An 18,139-nucleotide genomic window follows, 5' to 3' on the forward strand; every position below is an offset into this window, starting at 1 on the left:
ACATCATCAAAGGAGATTCCGCAATGCAACGCCGCACACTGATTCGCACCGCCCTCGCCTCTTCGCTTGCCGCAGGCCTGCCCGCATTCGCGCAGGGCCCGGGCAACTGGCCCACGGGCAAGGCCATCACCTACCTCGTGCCCTTTCCCGCGGGCGGCACGACCGACGTGCTGGCGCGCCTGATCGGCCAGAAGCTCGGCACGGTGCTGGGCACGAGCGTGATCATCGACAACAAGGGCGGCGCCGGCGGCAGCGTGGGCTCGGAAATCGGCGCACGCGCGGCGCCCGACGGCTTCACGATGGTGGGCGGCACGATCAGCTCGCACGCCATCAACATCAGCCTGTACCCGAAACTCGGCTACGACCCGCAGAAGTCGTTTGCCCCGGTGACGCTGATCGGCACCAATCCGCTGGTGCTGGTGGTGAACCAGGCCAGCCCCTACAAGACACTGAAGGACGTGCTGGAAGCCAGCAAGACCAAGTCGGGCGGCCTCTCGTCGGCCTCCGCCGGCACGGGCACCTCGCAGCATCTGTCGCTCGAGTTGCTGGCGTTCAAGTCGGGCGTGAAGTTCACGCACATTCCGTACAAGGGCAGCGGCCCGGCCATCCAGGACGTGATCGGCGGCCAGGTCGACATGATGTTCGACACCACCGTGGTGGCGGGCCCGCACGTGCAGAGCGGCAAGCTGCGCGCGATCGCCGTGACCTCGGCCAAGCGCCTGGCGTCGATGCCCGACGTGCCGACCGTCGCGGAATCGGGCATCGCGGGCCTGCAGGACTTCGAGGTGCTGTCGTGGCAGGCGATCTTCGTGCCCGCGGGCACGCCGGCGCCCATCGTCGAGCGGCTGCACACCGAGATCCGCAAGATCCTTTCAACGCCCGAGATGCAGGAAAAACTCAAGGGCTTCGGCATGGAGCCCGCCGACCTGACAACTGCGAAGATCGCGGCCTTCCAGAAGGCCGAGGTCGAAAAGTGGGCGCAGGTGATCAAGGCCGCGGGCATCAAGGCGGATTGACGCCGGCTTGGGGCGTGCCAGAGGCGCGTCCCGGCTACGAGAAACGGCGCGCCGGATACAAGGGAAGCCTCCTACGTTCGGGCCGCCGGGCGCTTTATAGAATGCCCCTCCGATTCGCACTCCAGGCATTCCAGGCCTCCCACACGTGTCCGACCGCTCTGCCGTACTGCCCCAATACCTGTTTCCCAAGCAGGCCCTGACGAACTTCGCCGGCTGGGTCGCGGGCAAGGAACGCGGCGCCGTCACCACGTGGATCATCCGGCGCTTCGTTGCCAAGTACGGCGTCGACATGGGCGAGGCGCTCGAATCCGACATCAACCACTACAAGAGCTTCAACCAGTTCTTCACGCGCGCGCTCAAGCCCGGCGTGCGGCCGCTCGCGCAGGCCGACCTCCTGTGCCCGGTGGACGGCGCGATCAGCCAGTTCGGCGCCATCGAGGGCGACCAGATCTTCCAGGCCAAGGGCCACAACTACACCACCACCGCGCTGGTCGGCGGCGACGCGGTGCTGGCGGCGCGCTTCGCGCACGGCAGCTTCGCAACGCTGTACCTGAGTCCGAAGGACTACCACCGCATCCACATGCCGTGCGAGGGGCGCCTGGTGCGCATGATCCACGTGCCCGGCGACCTGTTCTCGGTCAACCCCGTCACGGCGCGCGGCGTGCCCGGCCTGTTCGCGCGCAACGAGCGCGTGGTGTGCGTCTTTGAATCGGCGCACGGGCCTTTCGTGCTGGTGCTGGTGGGAGCCACCATCGTCGGCAGCATGGCCACCGTGTGGCACGGCGTGGTCAATCCGCCGCGCGGCGGCGAGCTGCGCGAATGGCACTACGCCGATCAGCAGATCGTGCTCGGGCAGGGCGAGGAGATGGGCCGCTTCTTGCTCGGCTCCACCGTCGTCATGCTGTTCCCGGCGCCCCCGCTGGCCTTCAATCCCGACTGGTCGCCCACCCGCGCGGTCCGGTTGGGCGAAGCCATGGCCAATTTCGCCAATTTGTGAAGCTTTGTCTCACGGCCCGCATGCAGCATGCACCCGTAGCTATAAAACTAGTAGCATCGTGATCCTTGCGCTATAGTCGCCGGCCAACGCGCGGTCATGTAGCGAGCCAACAAGAACGCGAGGCACCGGCCCTTCCCAGGATCGATGGCCCGCCCAGCCCCGAGGAGATGATGTCGATGAGTACCAAGGAAAACGCAGCCGTCAGCCAGCTGCTCGCGCTGCTCGAGGCCCGCTACGCACTTCGCGTGCTCTGGGCGCTGCGCGATGGGCACGCACAGACCTTCCGGCTGCTGCAGGACAGCGTCGGCAGCATCACCCCCAACACGCTCAACACCCGCATCAAGGAGCTGCGCGAGGCCGGCCTCGTGAGCCATGGCGGCGATGGCTACAGCCTCACGGTGAGCGGACAAGACCTTCTCAAGCGGCTCTCGGATCTGCAGGCCTTCGCGGGCAAATGGCAGCTGGGCCAGGTCAAGAAGGCGGCGGCGCCCGCCCCCCCTGCGCCTTCGTCGAATTCGCCTTCGGCGCCTCCTTCTTCCTCTTCCCCTGGCGCAGCGCCCTCTCCCGCGCCTGCTGCGTCGTCTCCGTCTTCCTCCGTCCCGCCTCTTGACACTGGCAATTGAGCAGGCCGGCCGGCCTCTCCCGGGGCGTCGGTAAACTCCGCGCCTTCGGTCCGTTTATCCATCCACCCTCCATTCCATTGACGCAAGGAGCGTTCAACATGCCTACCACTCCCTCCGGCCTGCAATACGAAGACACCACCGTGGGCGACGGCGCAGAAGCCAAGGCCGGCCAGCACGTGCACGTGCACTACACCGGCTGGCTCTACAACGACGGCGTGCAAGGCGCCAAGTTCGATTCGAGCCGCGACCGCAACGACCCGTTCGCGTTCTCGCTGGGCGCAGGCCAGGTCATCAAGGGCTGGGACGAAGGCGTTGCCGGCATGAAGATCGGCGGCAAGCGCACGCTGATCATTCCCGCGTCGCTGGGCTATGGCGCACGCGGCGCGGGCGGCGTGATCCCGCCCAACGCCACGCTCAAGTTCGACGTCGAACTGCTCGACGCGCACTGATCTTTCTCCAAGCCAGGCGCTGGCACGAAGGCCCGATTGCGGGCCTTTTTCATGCCTCCGCGACCCTTTTGGCCGCATTTTTTCGCTTGAAATGCCCCTGACCAGCCCCAAGTGGCTGGCTATCGTTTTGTTTCCCGGCCCCCACCGGTTCTCTGAAAAATGTCCGACCCGCAACAATCCGCACAGAATTCGCAAATGCTGCAAGGCGAGCCAAGCCCCGAAGAACTGGAAGCCGCACAGGCTGCCAACGAAGCCGAGGCGCAGGACGCGCTCGCCGTTGCCCAGGGCGAACTTGCTGCCCTCCAGGCCAAGAATGCCGAGCTGTCCGACCAGTACCTGCGCGCCCAAGCCGACGTCCAGAACGCCCGCCGCCGCGCCGACGACGAAATCACCAAGGCGCGCAAGTTCGCCGTCGAGGCCTTTGCCGAGAGCCTGCTGCCGGTGACCGACAGCCTCGAAGCCGGCCTGGCCATCAAGGACGCCACCCCCGAGCAGATCCGCGAAGGCGCCGAAGCCACGCTGCGCCAGCTCAAAAGCGCGCTCGAACGCAACAAGGTGATCGAGGTGGCTCCAGCCCCCGGCACCAGGTTCGATCCGCACCAGCACCAGGCCATCTCGGTGGTGCCCGCTCCCGAGCAGGAGCCCAACACCGTGGTGAGCGTGCTCCAGAAGGGCTACACCATCAACGACCGCGTGCTGCGCCCGGCGCTGGTCACGGTCAGCGCGCCGAAGTAACCGGCCCCGGCTCGCTGCACACACGATTCCCACAGGAAATCCCCGCTTCATACCTTGAATCGCGCCGGGTTATCCACAAGTTCATAACAACATACTTTTCAGGCTTTCAGGAGTAAGAACATGGCAAAGATCATCGGCATCGACCTCGGCACCACCAACTCGTGCGTGTCGATCATGGAAGGCAACACCACGCGTGTGATCGAGAACTCGGAAGGTGCGCGCACCACGCCGTCGATCGTGGCTTACCAGGAAGACGGCGAAGTGCTGGTCGGTGCCTCGGCCAAGCGCCAGGCCGTGACCAATCCCAAGAACACGCTGTACGCGATCAAGCGCCTGATCGGCCGCAAGTTCGAGGAAAAGGAAGTCCAGAAGGACATCGACCTGATGCCCTACACCATCGCGAAGGCCGACAACGGCGACGCATGGGTGGAAGTGCGCGGCAAGAAGATCGCGCCCCAGCAGGTCAGCGCCGACATCCTGCGCAAGATGAAGAAGACCGCCGAAGACTATCTCGGCGAAACCATCACCGAAGCCGTGATCACGGTGCCGGCCTACTTCAACGACGCCCAGCGCCAGGCCACCAAGGACGCCGGCCGCATTGCGGGCCTGGACGTCAAGCGCATCATCAACGAGCCCACCGCTGCTGCGCTGGCCTTCGGCCTCGACAAGCAGGACAAGGCCGACCGCAAGATCGCCGTGTATGACCTCGGCGGCGGCACCTTCGACGTGTCGATCATCGAAATTGCGGACGTCGACGGCGAGAAGCAGTTCGAAGTGCTGTCGACCAACGGCGACACCTTCCTGGGCGGCGAAGACTTCGACCAGCGCATCATCGACTACATCATTGCCGAGTTCAAGAAAGAGCAAGGCGTGGACCTGGGCAAGGACGTGCTCGCGCTGCAGCGCCTGAAGGAAGCGGCCGAAAAGGCCAAGATCGAACTGTCGAACAGCGCGCAGACCGACATCAACCTGCCCTACATCACGGCCGATGCCTCAGGTCCGAAGCACCTGAACATCAAGCTCACGCGCGCCAAGCTCGAAAGCCTGGTCGACGAGCTGGTCGAACGCACCATCGCGCCCTGCCGCCTGGCCATCAAGGACGCGGGCATCAGCGTGTCGGACATCAACGACGTGATCCTGGTCGGCGGCATGACCCGCATGCCCAAGGTGCAGGAAAAGGTGAAGGCCTTCTTCGGCAAGGAGCCGCGCAAGGACGTGAACCCCGATGAAGCCGTGGCCGTCGGCGCCGCCATCCAGGGCCAGGTGCTCTCGGGCGACCGCAAGGACGTGCTGCTGCTCGACGTGACCCCGCTGTCGCTGGGCATCGAGACCATGGGCGGCGTGATGACCAAGATGATCACGAAGAACACCACGATCCCGACGAAGTTCGCGCAGACCTTCTCCACCGCCGAGGACAACCAGCCGGCCGTGACCATCAAGGTGTTCCAGGGCGAACGCGAGATCGCCTCGGGCAACAAGCTGCTGGGCGAATTCAACCTCGAGGGCATTCCGCCGGCCTCGCGCGGCACGCCGCAGATCGAGGTGGGCTTCGACATCGACGCCAACGGCATCCTGCATGTCGGCGCCAAGGACAAGGGCACCGGCAAGGAAAACAAGATCACCATCAAGGCGAACTCGGGCCTCTCGGAAGACGAGATCCAGAAGATGGTGAAGGACGCCGAGCTCAACGCGGCCGACGACAAGAAGAAGCTCGAGATCGTGCAGGCCCGCAACCAGGGCGAAGCCATGGTGCACAGCGTGAAGAAGTCGCTCGGCGAACACGGCGCAAGCCTGGACGCCGGCGAGAAAGAAAAGATCGAAGCCGCGATCAAGGACCTGGAAGAAGCCCTGAAGGGCGAGGACAAGGCCTCGATCGAGGAAAAGACCAACACGCTCATGACCGCAAGCCAGAAGCTCGGCGAGAAGATGTATGCCGACGCGCAGGCCGCGGCAGGCGCCGCCGGCGGCCCGGGTGCCTCGGCCGCTGGCCCGGAAGCTGCAAGCGCTCCGGCCGATGACAACGTGGTCGACGCCGAAGTCAAGGAAGTCAAGAAGGGCTGATCCTCCGTCCTTCGAACGAGGCTGGATCACCTGACAGGGTGCTCCAGCCTTTCTCGCTTCAAGTTACGGCTTCCCGCCTGCCCCGACCGAACCAGCCATGGCCACAAAACGCGACTACTACGAAACCCTCGGCGTTCCCAAGAACGCGAGCGAGGAGGAAATCAAGAAGGCTTATCGCAAGCTTGCGATGAAGCACCACCCGGACCGCAACCACGGCGACACCACCAAGGACGCCGAGTCCAAGTTCAAAGAGGTCAAGGAAGCCTACGAAATGCTGTCCGACGCGCAGAAGCGCGCGGCCTACGACCAGTACGGCCACGCCGGCGTCGACCCCAATATGCGCGGCGGCCCCGGCGCCGAAGGCTTCGGCGGCTTCGCGGAGGCCTTTGGCGACATCTTCGGCGACGTGTTCGGCGGCGCGCGCGGGCGCACCAGCGGCGGGCGCCAGGTGTTCCGCGGCAGCGACCTCAGCTACGCGATGGAAGTCACGCTGGAAGAAGCGGCCGAAGGCAAGGAAGCGCAGATCCGCATTCCGAGCTGGGACGACTGCGGCACCTGCAAGGGCACCGGCGCCAAGCCCGGCACCAAGCCCATCACCTGCACCACCTGCCACGGCGCCGGCGCCGTGCAGATGCGCCAGGGCTTCTTCAGCGTGCAGCAGACCTGCCCCACCTGCCACGGCAGCGGCAAGATCATTCCCGAGCCCTGCACCGTGTGCCATGGCCAGGGCAGGATCAAGAACAACAAGACGCTCGAAGTCAAGATCCCGGCCGGCATCGACGACGGCATGCGCATCCGCAGCACCGGCAACGGCGAGCCGGGCACCAATGGCGGGCCGCCCGGCGATCTCTACATCGAGATCCGCCTCAAGAAGCACGAGCTGTTCGAACGCGACGGCGATGACCTGCACTGCGTGGTGCCCGTCAGCATGACCACCGCGGCGCTGGGCGGCGAGATCAGCGTGCCCACGCTCAAGGGCGCCGCCGCCATCGACATTCCCGACGGCACCCAGAGCGGCAAGCAGTTCCGCCTGCGCGGCAAGGGCATCAAGGGCGTGCGTTCGAGCTACCCGGGCGATCTGTACTGCCACGTGCGCGTCGAAACCCCCGTCAAGCTCACCGAGCACCAGCGCAAGCTGCTGAAGGAACTCGACGAATCGCTCAAGAAGGGCGGCGACAAGCACAGCCCGACCGACAAGGGATGGCTCGACAAGGCCAAGGAATTCTTCAGCTGAAGAAGAGGCCCCTGCATGAAGCTCGGTGCACTTCGCTGCGCCTTGCTTCGTTCCTCGCCCGGAGCCAACCGAAGGCTCGGCGCTGCCGATTTCCCTGTCTTTTCAAGTAGTTGGAAGGCACGGCGCGACCTCGCTTCGACGCCGCCGTCCTCCGCGCACGCGAACGGTGCCTGCCGACCTCGTTCGGTGCCGTGCGCCATGACGGCCCCTCCTCGGAACTGCGCCGACCAAGTTCTGGCGCGCTTTCCCACGCCCACATGCGCGACATGCCCATCAAAAGATGGCGCGCAGATTGCTTTTATATATTTTTCGGCTGAGCAATAAACCTAAACACGACCCGGCGCGTTATTGATGGTGTAACCGTTTTGAGCTGCCGAGGGCTCATTAGGAGGTGCTTTCGCCGGAAAAGATGCAATGACTGCATAGGCCGATCGCCATAGGTATTTTCACTGGGCGGAGGGGCCGCACGAAGTTCGATTGCCGAACCCTGAAATTTAGCTGGAATTGCCAAATGCTGCGGGTTTTTCTCAGGAACTTTACTCGGCACTGTGGTTCTGATTTAACAAAGAATTTTCCGGGTGCACTCTTTGCTTTATGCTGTTTGTGTAGATGGAGATTAAGGGAGTTTCGATGGCTTGCAGCCACGGGCGGCACACCTTTAAAAAGTTGCGGCGCATTGCGGCTGCAGGCTTCGGGTCAATAAACCCGCAGACCTGATGGAGGCGTGACCATGGATGTGATCAGCAACTTTGCCGCCCGTTACGAGCGCACCCGCGAGGAAGTCCTCTCGCTGCAGGACTTCCTGGATATCTGCAAACGCGACCCCACCGCGTATGCCACTGCGTCCGAGCGGATGCTCAAGGCCATCGGCGAACCCGAGCTGGTCGACACGCGCAACGATTCCCGGCTGTCGCGGATCTTCGCGAACAAGGTCATCAAGATCTACCCGGCGTTCAAGGAGTTCTACGGCATGGAGGACGCCATCGAGCAGGTGGTGTCGTACTTCCGGCATGCCGCCCAGGGCCTGGAAGAAAAGAAGCAGATCCTCTATCTGCTCGGCCCCGTCGGCGGCGGCAAGAGCTCGATCGCCGAGCGCCTGAAGCAGCTCATGGAGCACGTGCCCTTCTATGCCATCCAGGGTTCGCCGGTCAACGAGACGCCGCTGGGCCTCTTCGATGCCGCCGAAGACGGCGAGATCCTCGAAAAGGAATACGGCATCCCACGGCGCTACCTGAACCGCATCCTCTCGCCCTGGGCCGTGAAGCGGCTCGAGGAGTACGGCGGCGACATCCGCCAGTTCAAGGTGGTCAAGCGCTACCCGTCGGTGCTGCGGCAGATCGCCGTGGCCAAGACCGAGCCGGGCGACGAGAACAACCAGGACATTTCCTCGCTGGTCGGCAAGATCGACATCCGCAAGCTCGAAACCTACGCCCAGGACGACCCCGACGCCTATGCCTACTCGGGTGGCCTGTGCCTGGCCAACCAAGGCCTGCTGGAGTTCGTGGAAATGTTCAAGGCGCCCATCAAGGTGCTGCATCCGCTGCTCACTGCCACGCAGGAAAGCAACTTCAAGGGTACCGAGGGCTTCGGCGCCATTCCGTTCGACGGCATCGTGCTGGCGCACAGCAATGAAAGCGAATGGAAGGCCTTCCGCAACAACAAGAACAACGAGGCTTTCCTCGACCGGATCTACATCGTCAAGGTGCCCTACTGCCTGCGTGCCTCGGAGGAAATCAAGATCTACGAGAAGCTGGTTCGCAACTCGTCGCTCTCCAAGGCGCCCTGCGCCCCCGGAACGCTGCGCATGATGGCGCAGCTCTCGGTGCTCACGCGGCTGAAGGAACCCGAGAACTCCAGCATCTACAGCAAGATGCAGGTCTACGACGGCGAGAACCTCAAGGACACCGACCCCAAGGCCAAGTCGATCCAGGAATACCGCGACTACGCCGGCGTGGACGAAGGCATGAGCGGCGTCTCGACCCGCTTCGCCTTCAAGATCATCTCGAAGGTGTTCAACTTCGACAGTTCCGAAGTGGCGGCCAACCCCGTGCACCTCATGTACGTGCTCGAGCAGCAGATCGAACGCGAGCAGTTTCCGCCGGAAACCGAGCAGAAGTACATCAGCTACATCAAGGAGCTGCTGGCACCGCGCTACGCCGAGTTCATCGGCAAGGAAATCCAGACCGCCTACCTCGAGAGCTACAGCGAGTACGGCCAGAACATCTTCGATCGCTACGTCACCTACGCCGACTACTGGATCCAGGACCAGGAGTTCCGCGACGTGGACACCGGCGAAGTCTTCGACCGCGCCTCGCTCAACGCCGAACTCGAGAAGATCGAGCGGCCCGCGGGCATCGGGAATCCGAAGGACTTCCGCAACGAGATCGTCAACTTCGTGCTGCGCGCACGCGCCGGCAATGCCGGGCGCAACCCCGCCTGGACCAGTTACGAAAAGCTGCGCGCGGTCATCGAGAAGAAGATGTTCTCCAACACCGAGGAACTCCTGCCGGTGATCAGCTTCAACACCAAGAGCAGCGCCGACGAGCAGAAGAAGCACGAGGACTTCGTGACCCGCATGGTCGAGAAAGGCTATACGGCCAAGCAGGTTCGCCTGCTCTGCGAGTGGTACCTGCGCGTGCGCAAGAGTTCATAGCGACAGTTCACAGCGGCGGGGCCCAAAAGGCTTCACCCCCTTTTTGCAAGGAGCTTTGACAACATCGTGGCCATCCTGCAGCAGATCATCGACCGCCGGCTCTCGGGCAAGAACAAGTCCATTGGCAACCGCGAGCGCTTCCTCAGGCGCTACCGCGGACAGATCCAGGAGGCCGTGCGGCGCGCTGTGAGCGGGCGCAACATCCGCGAACTGGAGCAAGGCGAAGATGTCACCCTGCCGCGCCACGATGTGTCCGAACCCGTCTTCGGCCATGCGCGCGGCGGCGACCGCGAGTACGTGCACCCGGGCAACCAGGAATACCTCAAGGGCGACCGCATTGCGCGCCCGGAGGGGCAGGCCGGCGGCGGTTCGGGGAGCGGCGAGGCCGGAGACAGCGGCGAAGGCGAGGACGACTTCGTGTTCCGCCTCACGCGCGACGAGTTCATGCGCGTGTTCTTCGACGACCTGGCGCTGCCGCACCTCATTCGCACGCAGATCGCCGAAGTGCCCGAGTGGAAGAGCCACCGCGCCGGCTTCACGAGCGACGGCTCGCCCAACAACCTGCACGTGGTGCGCTCGATGCGCGGCGCCCTGGCGCGGCGCATCGCGCTGGGCGGCGAGCCGCGCAAGGAGCTGCGCCGACTGGAGACGCACCTGCTGCACCTGCGGCAGCACCCGCAGGCCGAACAGGCCCTGATCAAGAACGAAATCCGCGAAACCGAGGAGCAGATCGCCGAACTGCGCCGCACCATGCGGCATGTGCCCTACATCGACCCCATCGACCTGCGCTACCGCAACCGCGTCAAGACGCCGGTGCCCAGCGCCAAGGCCGTCATGTTCTGCCTCATGGACGTCTCGGGCTCGATGGACGAGGCGCGCAAGGACATGGCCAAGCGCTTCTTCATGCTGCTCTACATGTTCCTCACGCGGCATTACGAAACCATCGACCTCGTGTTCCTGCGCCACCACACGCAAGCGCAGGAAGTGACCGAGGAAGAGTTCTTCCATGCCACCGAAACCGGCGGCACCGTGGTGTCGAGCGCGCTGGTGCTGATGGATGAAATCATCAAGGCGCGCTATCCGAGCGGCGAATGGAACGTCTACGGCGCGCAGGCGAGCGACGGCGACAACTGGCACCAGGACAGCGGACGCTGCCGCGAGCTGCTGGTCGAGAGCATCCTTCCGGTGGTGCGCTACTACGCCTATGTGCAGGTGGCCGAAACCGAGCAGAACCTCTGGCAGGAATACGCGCAACTCGAAGGCATGGAGCCCAATTTTGCGATGCGCAAGGTGTCGGACGCGCGGGACATCTACCCCGTGTTCCGCGACCTCTTCAAGAAAGAGGGAGTGCCGGCATGACCTCCGACCACCCTCCCCTCGAACGCCTGGAGCGCCTGCCCAGTCCGTCGGACTGGACCTTCGATCTCATCGAGACCTACCACACCGAGATCGCGAAGACGGCCAGGAGCTTCGGCCTGGACGTGTACCCGAACCAGCTCGAGGTGATCACCGCCGAGCAGATGATGGATGCCTATGCCAGCGTCGGCATGCCCATGATCTATCGCCACTGGTCCTACGGCAAGCAGTTCATCGCCACCGAGAAGAACTACCGCCGCGGCCACATGGGGCTGGCCTATGAGATCGTCATCAACTCCGACCCCTGCATTGCCTACCTGATGGAAGAAAACACCATGGCCATGCAGGCCCTGGTGATCGCCCATGCGGCCTATGGCCACAACAGCTTCTTCAAGGGCAACTACCTGTTCCGGATGTGGACCGACGCGTCCTCGATCATCGACTACCTCGTCTATGCGCGGCACTACATCGCCGAATGCGAGGAGCGCCACGGGCTCGACGCGGTGGAAGAGCTGCTCGACTCCTGCCACGCGCTGATGAACTACGGCGTCGACCGCTATCGCCGTCCGCAGAAGCGCTCGCTGGCGCAGGAGAGTACGCAGCGCGCCGACCGCGAGCGCCACATGCAGCAGCAGGTCAACGATCTCTGGCGCACCCTGCCGCGCAAGAGCGGCGAACACACAACCGAATCCGACTCATCCCGCCGCTTCCCCTCGGAACCGCAGGAGAACCTGCTCTACTTCATCGAGAAGAATGCCGCGCTGCTCGAGCCCTGGCAGCGCGAGGTGGTGCGCATCGTGCGCAAGATCGCCCAGTATTTCTATCCGCAGCGCCAGACCCAGGTCATGAACGAGGGCTGGGCCACGTTCTGGCACTACACCCTGCTCAACACCATGTACGACCGCGGCCAGCTCGCCGACGGCTTCATGATGGAATGGCTCAGCTCGCACACCGGCGTGATCTTCCAGCCGCCCGTCGGACATCGCGCCTACAGCGGCATCAACCCCTACGCGCTGGGCTTCTCGATGTTCACCGAACTGCGGCGCATCTGCGAAAAGCCCACCGAGGAAGACCGCCGCTGGTTCCCCGACTTCGCGGGCACCGACTGGGTCAAGACGCTCGACTACGCCATGCGCAACTTCAAGGACGAGAGCTTTGTCGGCCAGTTCCTGAGCCCGAAGACCATGCGCGATTTCAGGCTGTTCTCCATTCGCGACCACCAGAGCGAGCCCGAACTCGAGGTGTCCGCCATCCACGACGACAGCGGCTACCAGGCGCTGCGCGAATCGCTGTCACGCCAGTACGACATCAGCAGCAGGGAGCCCGACATCCAGGTGTGGAACGTCAACATGCGCGGCGACCGCGCCCTGACGCTGCGCCACACGCAGCGCAACAACCTGCCGCTGCACGACGACGCCGAAGAAGTGTTGAAGCACGTCGCGCGGCTGTGGGGCTTCGACGTGCATCTGGAGAGCGTCGACGCCCAAGGCCACATCAGCCGCAGCTGGAAGGCCGCTGCCCCCCGGCAAACCGACTGACCGCCGCGAGGCTCAGGGCACCAGGGCCGCGATGGCCAATGCGTAGCCTTTGACGCCAAGACCCACGATGATGCCGCGCGCCGCGGGCGAAATGTACGAGTGGTGGCGAAACTCCTCGCGCGCGTGCACGTTCGAGATGTGCAGTTCGATCAGCGGCACGCTCGCGCCCTTGATGGCGTCGTGCAGCGCGATCGAGGTGTGGGTGTAGGCGCCCGGGTTCATCACCACGCCGAGCATGTTGCCGGCGGCCACCTCGCGGCCGGCCTCGTGGATCCAGTCGATCAGCACGCCCTCGTGGTTCGACTGGCGGCATTCGATTTCCACGCCGTGGCTGGCGCCGGCGTCCCTGCACAGGCGCTCGACGTCGGCCAGCGTGTCGCGTCCGTATTGCTCGGGCTCGCGCGTGCCGAGCAGGTTGAGATTGGGGCCGTTGAGGACGAGTATTTTCTTCATGATGAATGGCAACGAAGGATGCCGCCATTATGGTTGCGCTGGCCGCAGAGGGCGCTGTCTGGGTATGCTTGTGCTTTTGCCCTGAAGCGCCATGAAAACCAAAGCTGCCGTCGCCTGGAAATCCGGAACCCCGCTGACCATCGAAACCGTGGACCTCGAAGGGCCGAAATTCGGCGAGGTTCTGGTCGAGATCAAGGCCACCGGCATCTGCCACACCGACTACTACACCCTCTCGGGCGCCGACCCCGAAGGCATCTTCCCGGCCATCCTCGGCCATGAGGGCGCGGGCATCGTGGTCGACGTGGGCCCCGGCGTCACCACGCTGAAAAAGGGCGACCACGTCATTCCGCTCTACACGCCCGAATGCCGCCAGTGCAAGTTCTGCCTGTCGCGCAAGACCAACCTCTGCCAGCTGATCCGAGGCACGCAGGGCAAGGGCCTGATGCCCGACGCCACCTCCCGCTTCAGCCTGGACGGCAAGCCCATCTTCCACTACATGGGCACCAGCACCTTCAGCAACTACACGGTCGCGCCCGAGATCTCGCTCGCCAAGATCCGCGAGGACGCTCCGTTCGACAAGGTCTGCTACATCGGCTGCGGCGTCACCACCGGCATCGGCGCGGTGATCTTCACGGCCAAGGTGGAAGCCGGTGCCAACGTGGTGGTGTTCGGCCTCGGCGGCATCGGCCTGAACGTGATCCAGGGCGCCAAGATGGTGGGCGCCGACAAGATCATCGGCGTCGACCTGAACCCCGAGCGCGAGGCGATGGCCCGCAAGTTCGGCATGACACACTTCCTCAACCCGAAGGAGCACGAGAACATCGTCGATGCGATCGTGCAGCTGACCGACGGCGGCGCCGACTACAGCTTCGAGTGCATCGGCAACACCAAGGTGATGCGCCAGGCGCTCGAATGCACGCACAAGGGCTGGGGCCGCAGCATCATCATCGGCGTGGCCGAGGCGGGTGCCGAGATCAGCACGCGGCCGTTCCAGCTGGTCACGGGCCGCAAGTGGGAAGGCTCGGCCTTCGGCGGCGCGCGCGGGCGCACCGACGTGCCCAAGATCGTCGACTGGTACATGGAAGGCAAGATCAACATCGACGACCTGATCACGCACACCATGCCGCTCGAAGACATCAACAAGGGCTTCGACCTGATGAAGCGCGGCGAATCCATTCGCGGCGTGGTTCTCTACTAGCCTTCGAGGAGAACGCCCGCCATGAACCACATGGAACCCTTGCGCAGGATCGAAGCGGGCGTCCTCGAAGTCGCCTACTACGAAACAGGCCCGTCCGACGGCCCGCCCGTGCTGCTGATGCACGGCTTTCCGTACGACATCCACGCCTACGCGGAAGTCGCGCCGATGCTCGCCGGGCAGGGCTGCCGCGTGATCGTTCCGTACATGCGCGGCTATGGCGCCACGCGGTTCCTCCGCGATGCCACGCCGCGCTCGGGCGAACAGGCGGCCTTCGGCGCCGACCTGCTCGCGCTGCTCGATGCGCTGGAGATCGAACGCGCGGTGCTCGCCGGCTACGACTGGGGCGGCCGCGCCGCCTGCGTGGTGGCGGCTCTGTGGCCCGAGCGCTGCGCGGGCCTGGTTTCGCTCAACAGCTACAACATCCAGGACATCGCCAAGGCGATGGAGCCCGACACGCCGGCAAACGAGCGCAGCCTCTGGTACCAGTACTACTTCCACAGCGAACGCGGCCGCGCCGGCCTCGCGAAGGACCGCAAGGCGCTCACGCGGCTGCTCTGGCAGCTCTGGTCGCCGACCTGGAAGTTCGACGACGCCACCTTCGAGCGCAGCGCCGCCGCCTTCGACCACCCCGACTTCGTCGACGTGGTGATCCATTCGTACCGGCATCGCTTCGGCCTGGTTGCGGGCGACCCGGCGTACGCGGACATCGAGCGCCGCCTGGCCGCGCAGCCCGCGATTGCCGTGCCCGCCATCACCTTCGACGGCATCGACGACGGGGTGCGCCCGCCCGCCGACGCCTCGGCCCATGCGCAGCGCTTCAGCGGGCCGCGCTCGCACCGCCTGGTGCCCGGCGCGGGCCACAACCTGCCGCAGGAGGCGCCGCGCATCTTTGCCGACGCCGTGCTCGAACTCGTTCCGGCATCGCTGCACAACAACACCTCCCGATGACCGACTCCCTCAAGACCCTTTCCGAGCACCACGTCTTCGGCGGCGTGCAGAGCTTCCACGCGCACGCCTCGCACGAAACCGGCCTGCCGATGCGCTTCTCGGTCTACCTGCCGCCGCAGGCCGCGAACGAGCGCGTGCCGGCCCTGCTCTACCTTGCGGGGCTGACCTGCAACGAAGAAACCTTCGCAGTGAAGGCCGGCGCGCAGCGCATGGCCGCCAGCCTGGGCCTGGCGCTGATCGCGCCCGACACCAGCCCGCGCGGGAGCATTGCCGAAGGCCTGCCCGGCGCCACGGCCGACTGGGACTTCGGCATTGGCGCGGGCTTCTACCTCGACGCCACCGAAGCCCCCTGGTCCACCCACTGGCGCATGGAAAGCTGGATCGTGCACGAGCTGCTGCCCCTGGTGGGACGGCACTTCGCCATCGACGACCAGCACCTGGGCATCTTCGGCCATTCGATGGGCGGCCATGGCGCGCTCACGCTGGCGCTGCGGCATCCGGGGCGCTTCAAGTCGCTGTCGGCCTTTGCGCCGATCTGCGCTCCCTCGCAGTGCCCATGGGGCGAAAAGGCGTTCGGCGGCTACCTGGGCGAGCCCGGCGGCGACCGCGCGCAATGGCTCGCACACGACGCCAGCGCGCTCATGAAGTCGCAAACCGCTGCACCCTATCCGCAAGGCATATTGATCGACCAGGGGCTGGCCGACAAATTCCTGGCCGAGCAGTTGCACCCGGAAGTCTTCGAGGCGGCCTGCTTTGCCGCCGGCCAGCCTCTCACGCTGCGCCGCCACGCGGGCTACGACCACGGCTACTACTTCATCCAGACCTTCATGGCGGACCACATCGCGCACCACGCGCAAACACTGCGCGGTTGATCGGCCCCGTTGATCGACCGCGGCCCACGGGCGGCTTATCATGGGCCGCATGTCCGCAGCACAGATTCCTGCCTTCCAATTGCGGTCCCGCGACGGTGCCGCCGAAGAGAGCCTGGCACTGGCCGGCATCTGGCGCCGCGCCTGGATGGCGGCCAACCGGAATGCCGCCGTCATCGAGCCGATCACGCATTGGCTGCGGCGCGTGCAAACCGAATTCGTGCCGCCCGCCGACGTGGTGCTGGCCGAACGCGAAGGCCAGGTGCTCGCCTTCATGGTGCTGCTGGCGCGGCGCGAATACGTGGCGCAGCTGTTCGTCGAGCCCCATCTTCGCAACCAGGGCCTGGGGCAGGCGCTGCTCGACGAAGCCAGCGTGCGCATGCCGCTCGGCTGGAAGCTTCACGTGGCCACCAGCAATACCGCGGCGCAGCGCTTCTACGAGCGCTACGGCCTCGCGCGCGGCGCGGTCGACCGGCACCCGGCCAGCGGACGTGAACGGGTCGCCTACCATTGGCATCCCGCGAGCCCGCCGCGGCAGCCGCGGCGCAACGGCTGAGCACTTTCCTTCCCCGGTTTCTTTCTTCATGCGCATCGATCACATTGCCCTCTGGACCACCGATCTCGAACGCTGCAAGCGCTTCTACATCGACTACTTCGGCGCCACGGCCGGTGCGGGCTATGTCAACCCGGCCAAGGGTTTTGCGTCCTGCTTCCTGAGCCTGGGCGACGGTGCCCGCATCGAGGCCATGGCCACGAGCACCCTCTCGCCCGTGCCCGCCGAACCCGGCGCCCAGCGCATGGGATGGACGCACCTGGCCATCAGCGTGGGTTCCGATGCGGCGGTCGACGCGCTCACGCAGCGCCTGAAGGCCGACGGCTACCCGCTGCTCGACGGCCCGCGCCGCACCGGCGACGGCTATTACGAAAGCGTGGTGCTCGACCCGGACGGCAACCGCATCGAGATCACCGGATGAGTGCATTCGTCCAGAGCCTGCACGAAGTCTTCGAGCGCCTCGGCCGCATCGAAACGCGCCGCATGCGGCCATGGCGTGTGGCACGAGGGCCGCATGATCGCGCTCGTCGCCAAGGACACGCTCTACCTCAAGGCCGATGCCGGCAGCGCCGAGCATTTCGACAAGCTGAACCTGCCGCCCTTCACCTATGTGCGCGAAGGGAAGGCGATGCCCATGTCGTACCGGCTGGCGCCGGCCGATCTTTTCGAGGACCGCGAGGAAGCCGCGCTCTGGGGCCGCCGCGCCTATGAAGCGGCCCTGCGTTCAGGCCAGCCGCCGAAGAAGAAAAAGACCGCGGCCGCCGCCGGGAAGGCCACCAGGAAAGCCCCAGTGAAGAAAAAGAAAGCAGCCCCCTTGTGAGCGACAACCCTCCCGCGTTGCCACCCCTCCCCGAGCGCGAGCAGATCGCGCTGCTCGAACCCTTCGAGGGCCTGGGCCTGAGAGACATCGTGGTCGTTTCCACGCTGCAGGAGGCCGAACATGCCGCCGCCGCATTGCTGGCCGCCGGCGTTGCCGGCTTCGACACCGAATCCAAGCCCACCTTCGCGAAGAACGAGGTCTCGGGCGGACCGCACGTGGTGCAGTTCGCAACGCGCGAAACCGCTTGGCTGTTCCAGCTGCACCGCACCGAATGCAACCCGGTGGTCGCAGCGCTGCTTGCTTCCACCGAACTCCGCAAAGTCGGCTTCGGCCTTTCGACCGATCTCACGCTGATACGCAACCGCCTCAACATCGAACCGAAGGCGGTGTTCGACATCGACAGCGAGTTTCGCCGCCGCGGCTACCGCAAGTCGGTGGGCGTGAAGGCGGCCGTGGCGCTGGTGTTCAACCGGCGCTTCGTGAAGTCGCGCAAGGCGACCACCTCGAACTGGGCCAACAGGCAACTGACCGAAGCGCAGATGCGCTACGCGGCCAACGACGCCTATGCATCGATTCGCGTGTTCGATGCGCTGTTCGGCGGCTGAACCGGCGGCCCTGCATCCCGCCCGGCCATCA

18 protein-coding genes are annotated in these 18,139 nt (G+C 65.0%); 17 read left to right on the forward strand and 1 reads right to left on the reverse strand.

Going from position 1 to position 18,139, the window contains the following annotated elements:
- The first annotated feature begins 23 nt into the window (after positions 1-23).
- The 10 genes from QFZ47_RS04600 to QFZ47_RS04645 all read left to right on the forward strand — a co-directional run bounded on the left by QFZ47_RS04600 (position 24) and on the right by QFZ47_RS04645 (position 12,662).
- Positions 24-1,016 (forward strand): Bug family tripartite tricarboxylate transporter substrate binding protein, encoded by a 993-nt coding sequence (locus QFZ47_RS04600; RefSeq protein ID WP_307654523.1) that lies wholly within the window; start codon positions 24-26, stop codon positions 1,014-1,016.
- 145 nt (positions 1,017-1,161) lie between these two features.
- Complete coding sequence (asd, locus tag QFZ47_RS04605; RefSeq protein ID WP_307654524.1) at positions 1,162-2,013, forward strand: archaetidylserine decarboxylase; 852 nt, start codon at positions 1,162-1,164, stop codon at positions 2,011-2,013.
- Positions 2,014-2,189: 176 nt separating this feature from the next.
- Positions 2,190-2,636, forward strand: a complete 447-nt coding sequence (locus tag QFZ47_RS04610; RefSeq protein ID WP_307654525.1) for a winged helix-turn-helix transcriptional regulator — start codon at positions 2,190-2,192, stop codon at positions 2,634-2,636.
- Positions 2,637-2,734: 98 nt separating this feature from the next.
- On the forward strand, positions 2,735-3,085 hold the full coding sequence (locus tag QFZ47_RS04615; protein WP_012746856.1) for an FKBP-type peptidyl-prolyl cis-trans isomerase: 351 nt from the start codon (positions 2,735-2,737) through the stop codon (positions 3,083-3,085).
- 159 nt (positions 3,086-3,244) lie between these two features.
- Positions 3,245-3,820 (forward strand): nucleotide exchange factor GrpE, encoded by a 576-nt coding sequence (grpE, locus tag QFZ47_RS04620; protein ID WP_307654526.1) that lies wholly within the window; start codon positions 3,245-3,247, stop codon positions 3,818-3,820.
- A gap of 120 nt (positions 3,821-3,940) precedes the next feature.
- On the forward strand, positions 3,941-5,881 hold the full coding sequence (dnaK, locus tag QFZ47_RS04625; RefSeq protein WP_307654527.1) for a molecular chaperone DnaK: 1,941 nt from the start codon (positions 3,941-3,943) through the stop codon (positions 5,879-5,881).
- 97 nt (positions 5,882-5,978) lie between these two features.
- A complete protein-coding gene (gene dnaJ, locus QFZ47_RS04630; protein WP_307654528.1) occupies positions 5,979-7,115 on the forward strand; it encodes a molecular chaperone DnaJ in 1,137 nt (378 codons plus the stop codon).
- Between the two features lie 730 nt (positions 7,116-7,845).
- Positions 7,846-9,768 carry a PrkA family serine protein kinase gene (locus tag QFZ47_RS04635; protein ID WP_307654529.1) on the forward strand — a complete coding sequence of 641 codons (1,923 nt, stop codon included), beginning with the start codon at positions 7,846-7,848 and terminating at the stop codon, positions 9,766-9,768.
- A gap of 66 nt (positions 9,769-9,834) precedes the next feature.
- Positions 9,835-11,127, forward strand: a complete 1,293-nt coding sequence (locus QFZ47_RS04640; RefSeq protein WP_307654530.1) for a YeaH/YhbH family protein — start codon at positions 9,835-9,837, stop codon at positions 11,125-11,127.
- A complete protein-coding gene (locus QFZ47_RS04645) occupies positions 11,124-12,662 on the forward strand; it encodes a SpoVR family protein (RefSeq protein WP_307654531.1) in 1,539 nt (512 codons plus the stop codon). Before QFZ47_RS04640 ends, QFZ47_RS04645 begins: the two co-directional genes overlap by 4 nt.
- A 12-nt stretch (positions 12,663-12,674) precedes the next feature.
- Here the strand turns inward: QFZ47_RS04645 and aroQ are convergent, their stop codons facing one another.
- Positions 12,675-13,115 carry a type II 3-dehydroquinate dehydratase gene (gene aroQ / locus QFZ47_RS04650; protein ID WP_307654532.1) on the reverse strand — a complete coding sequence of 147 codons (441 nt, stop codon included), beginning with the start codon at positions 13,113-13,115 and terminating at the stop codon, positions 12,675-12,677.
- Positions 13,116-13,206: 91 nt separating this feature from the next.
- Between aroQ and QFZ47_RS04655 the strand changes: the two genes are divergently transcribed.
- From QFZ47_RS04655 to QFZ47_RS04685, 7 genes are all read left to right on the forward strand, one after another.
- Complete coding sequence (locus QFZ47_RS04655; RefSeq protein WP_307654533.1) at positions 13,207-14,313, forward strand: S-(hydroxymethyl)glutathione dehydrogenase/class III alcohol dehydrogenase; 1,107 nt, start codon at positions 13,207-13,209, stop codon at positions 14,311-14,313.
- 21 nt (positions 14,314-14,334) lie between these two features.
- The gene (locus QFZ47_RS04660) at positions 14,335-15,261 is read left to right on the forward strand and encodes an alpha/beta fold hydrolase (protein ID WP_307654534.1); all 927 of its coding nucleotides are present in this window, start codon (positions 14,335-14,337) and stop codon (positions 15,259-15,261) included.
- The gene (gene fghA / locus QFZ47_RS04665) at positions 15,258-16,133 is read left to right on the forward strand and encodes an S-formylglutathione hydrolase (RefSeq protein ID WP_307654535.1); all 876 of its coding nucleotides are present in this window, start codon (positions 15,258-15,260) and stop codon (positions 16,131-16,133) included. The genes QFZ47_RS04660 and fghA overlap by 4 nt, the downstream gene beginning before the upstream one ends.
- 49 nt (positions 16,134-16,182) lie before the next feature.
- Positions 16,183-16,686 carry a GNAT family N-acetyltransferase gene (locus tag QFZ47_RS04670; protein WP_307654536.1) on the forward strand — a complete coding sequence of 168 codons (504 nt, stop codon included), beginning with the start codon at positions 16,183-16,185 and terminating at the stop codon, positions 16,684-16,686.
- A 28-nt stretch (positions 16,687-16,714) separates the two neighbouring features.
- Positions 16,715-17,104 (forward strand): VOC family protein, encoded by a 390-nt coding sequence (locus QFZ47_RS04675; RefSeq protein WP_307654537.1) that lies wholly within the window; start codon positions 16,715-16,717, stop codon positions 17,102-17,104.
- A 93-nt stretch (positions 17,105-17,197) separates the two neighbouring features.
- The gene (locus QFZ47_RS04680) at positions 17,198-17,503 is read left to right on the forward strand and encodes a TfoX/Sxy family protein (RefSeq protein WP_307654538.1); all 306 of its coding nucleotides are present in this window, start codon (positions 17,198-17,200) and stop codon (positions 17,501-17,503) included.
- The gene (locus QFZ47_RS04685) at positions 17,500-18,108 is read left to right on the forward strand and encodes a 3'-5' exonuclease (RefSeq protein ID WP_307654539.1); all 609 of its coding nucleotides are present in this window, start codon (positions 17,500-17,502) and stop codon (positions 18,106-18,108) included. The genes QFZ47_RS04680 and QFZ47_RS04685 overlap by 4 nt, the downstream gene beginning before the upstream one ends.
- Positions 18,109-18,139: the final 31 nt, after the last annotated feature.

The organism is Variovorax paradoxus (assembly GCF_030815975.1).
GTDB lineage: Bacteria > Pseudomonadota > Gammaproteobacteria > Burkholderiales > Burkholderiaceae_C > Variovorax > Variovorax paradoxus_N.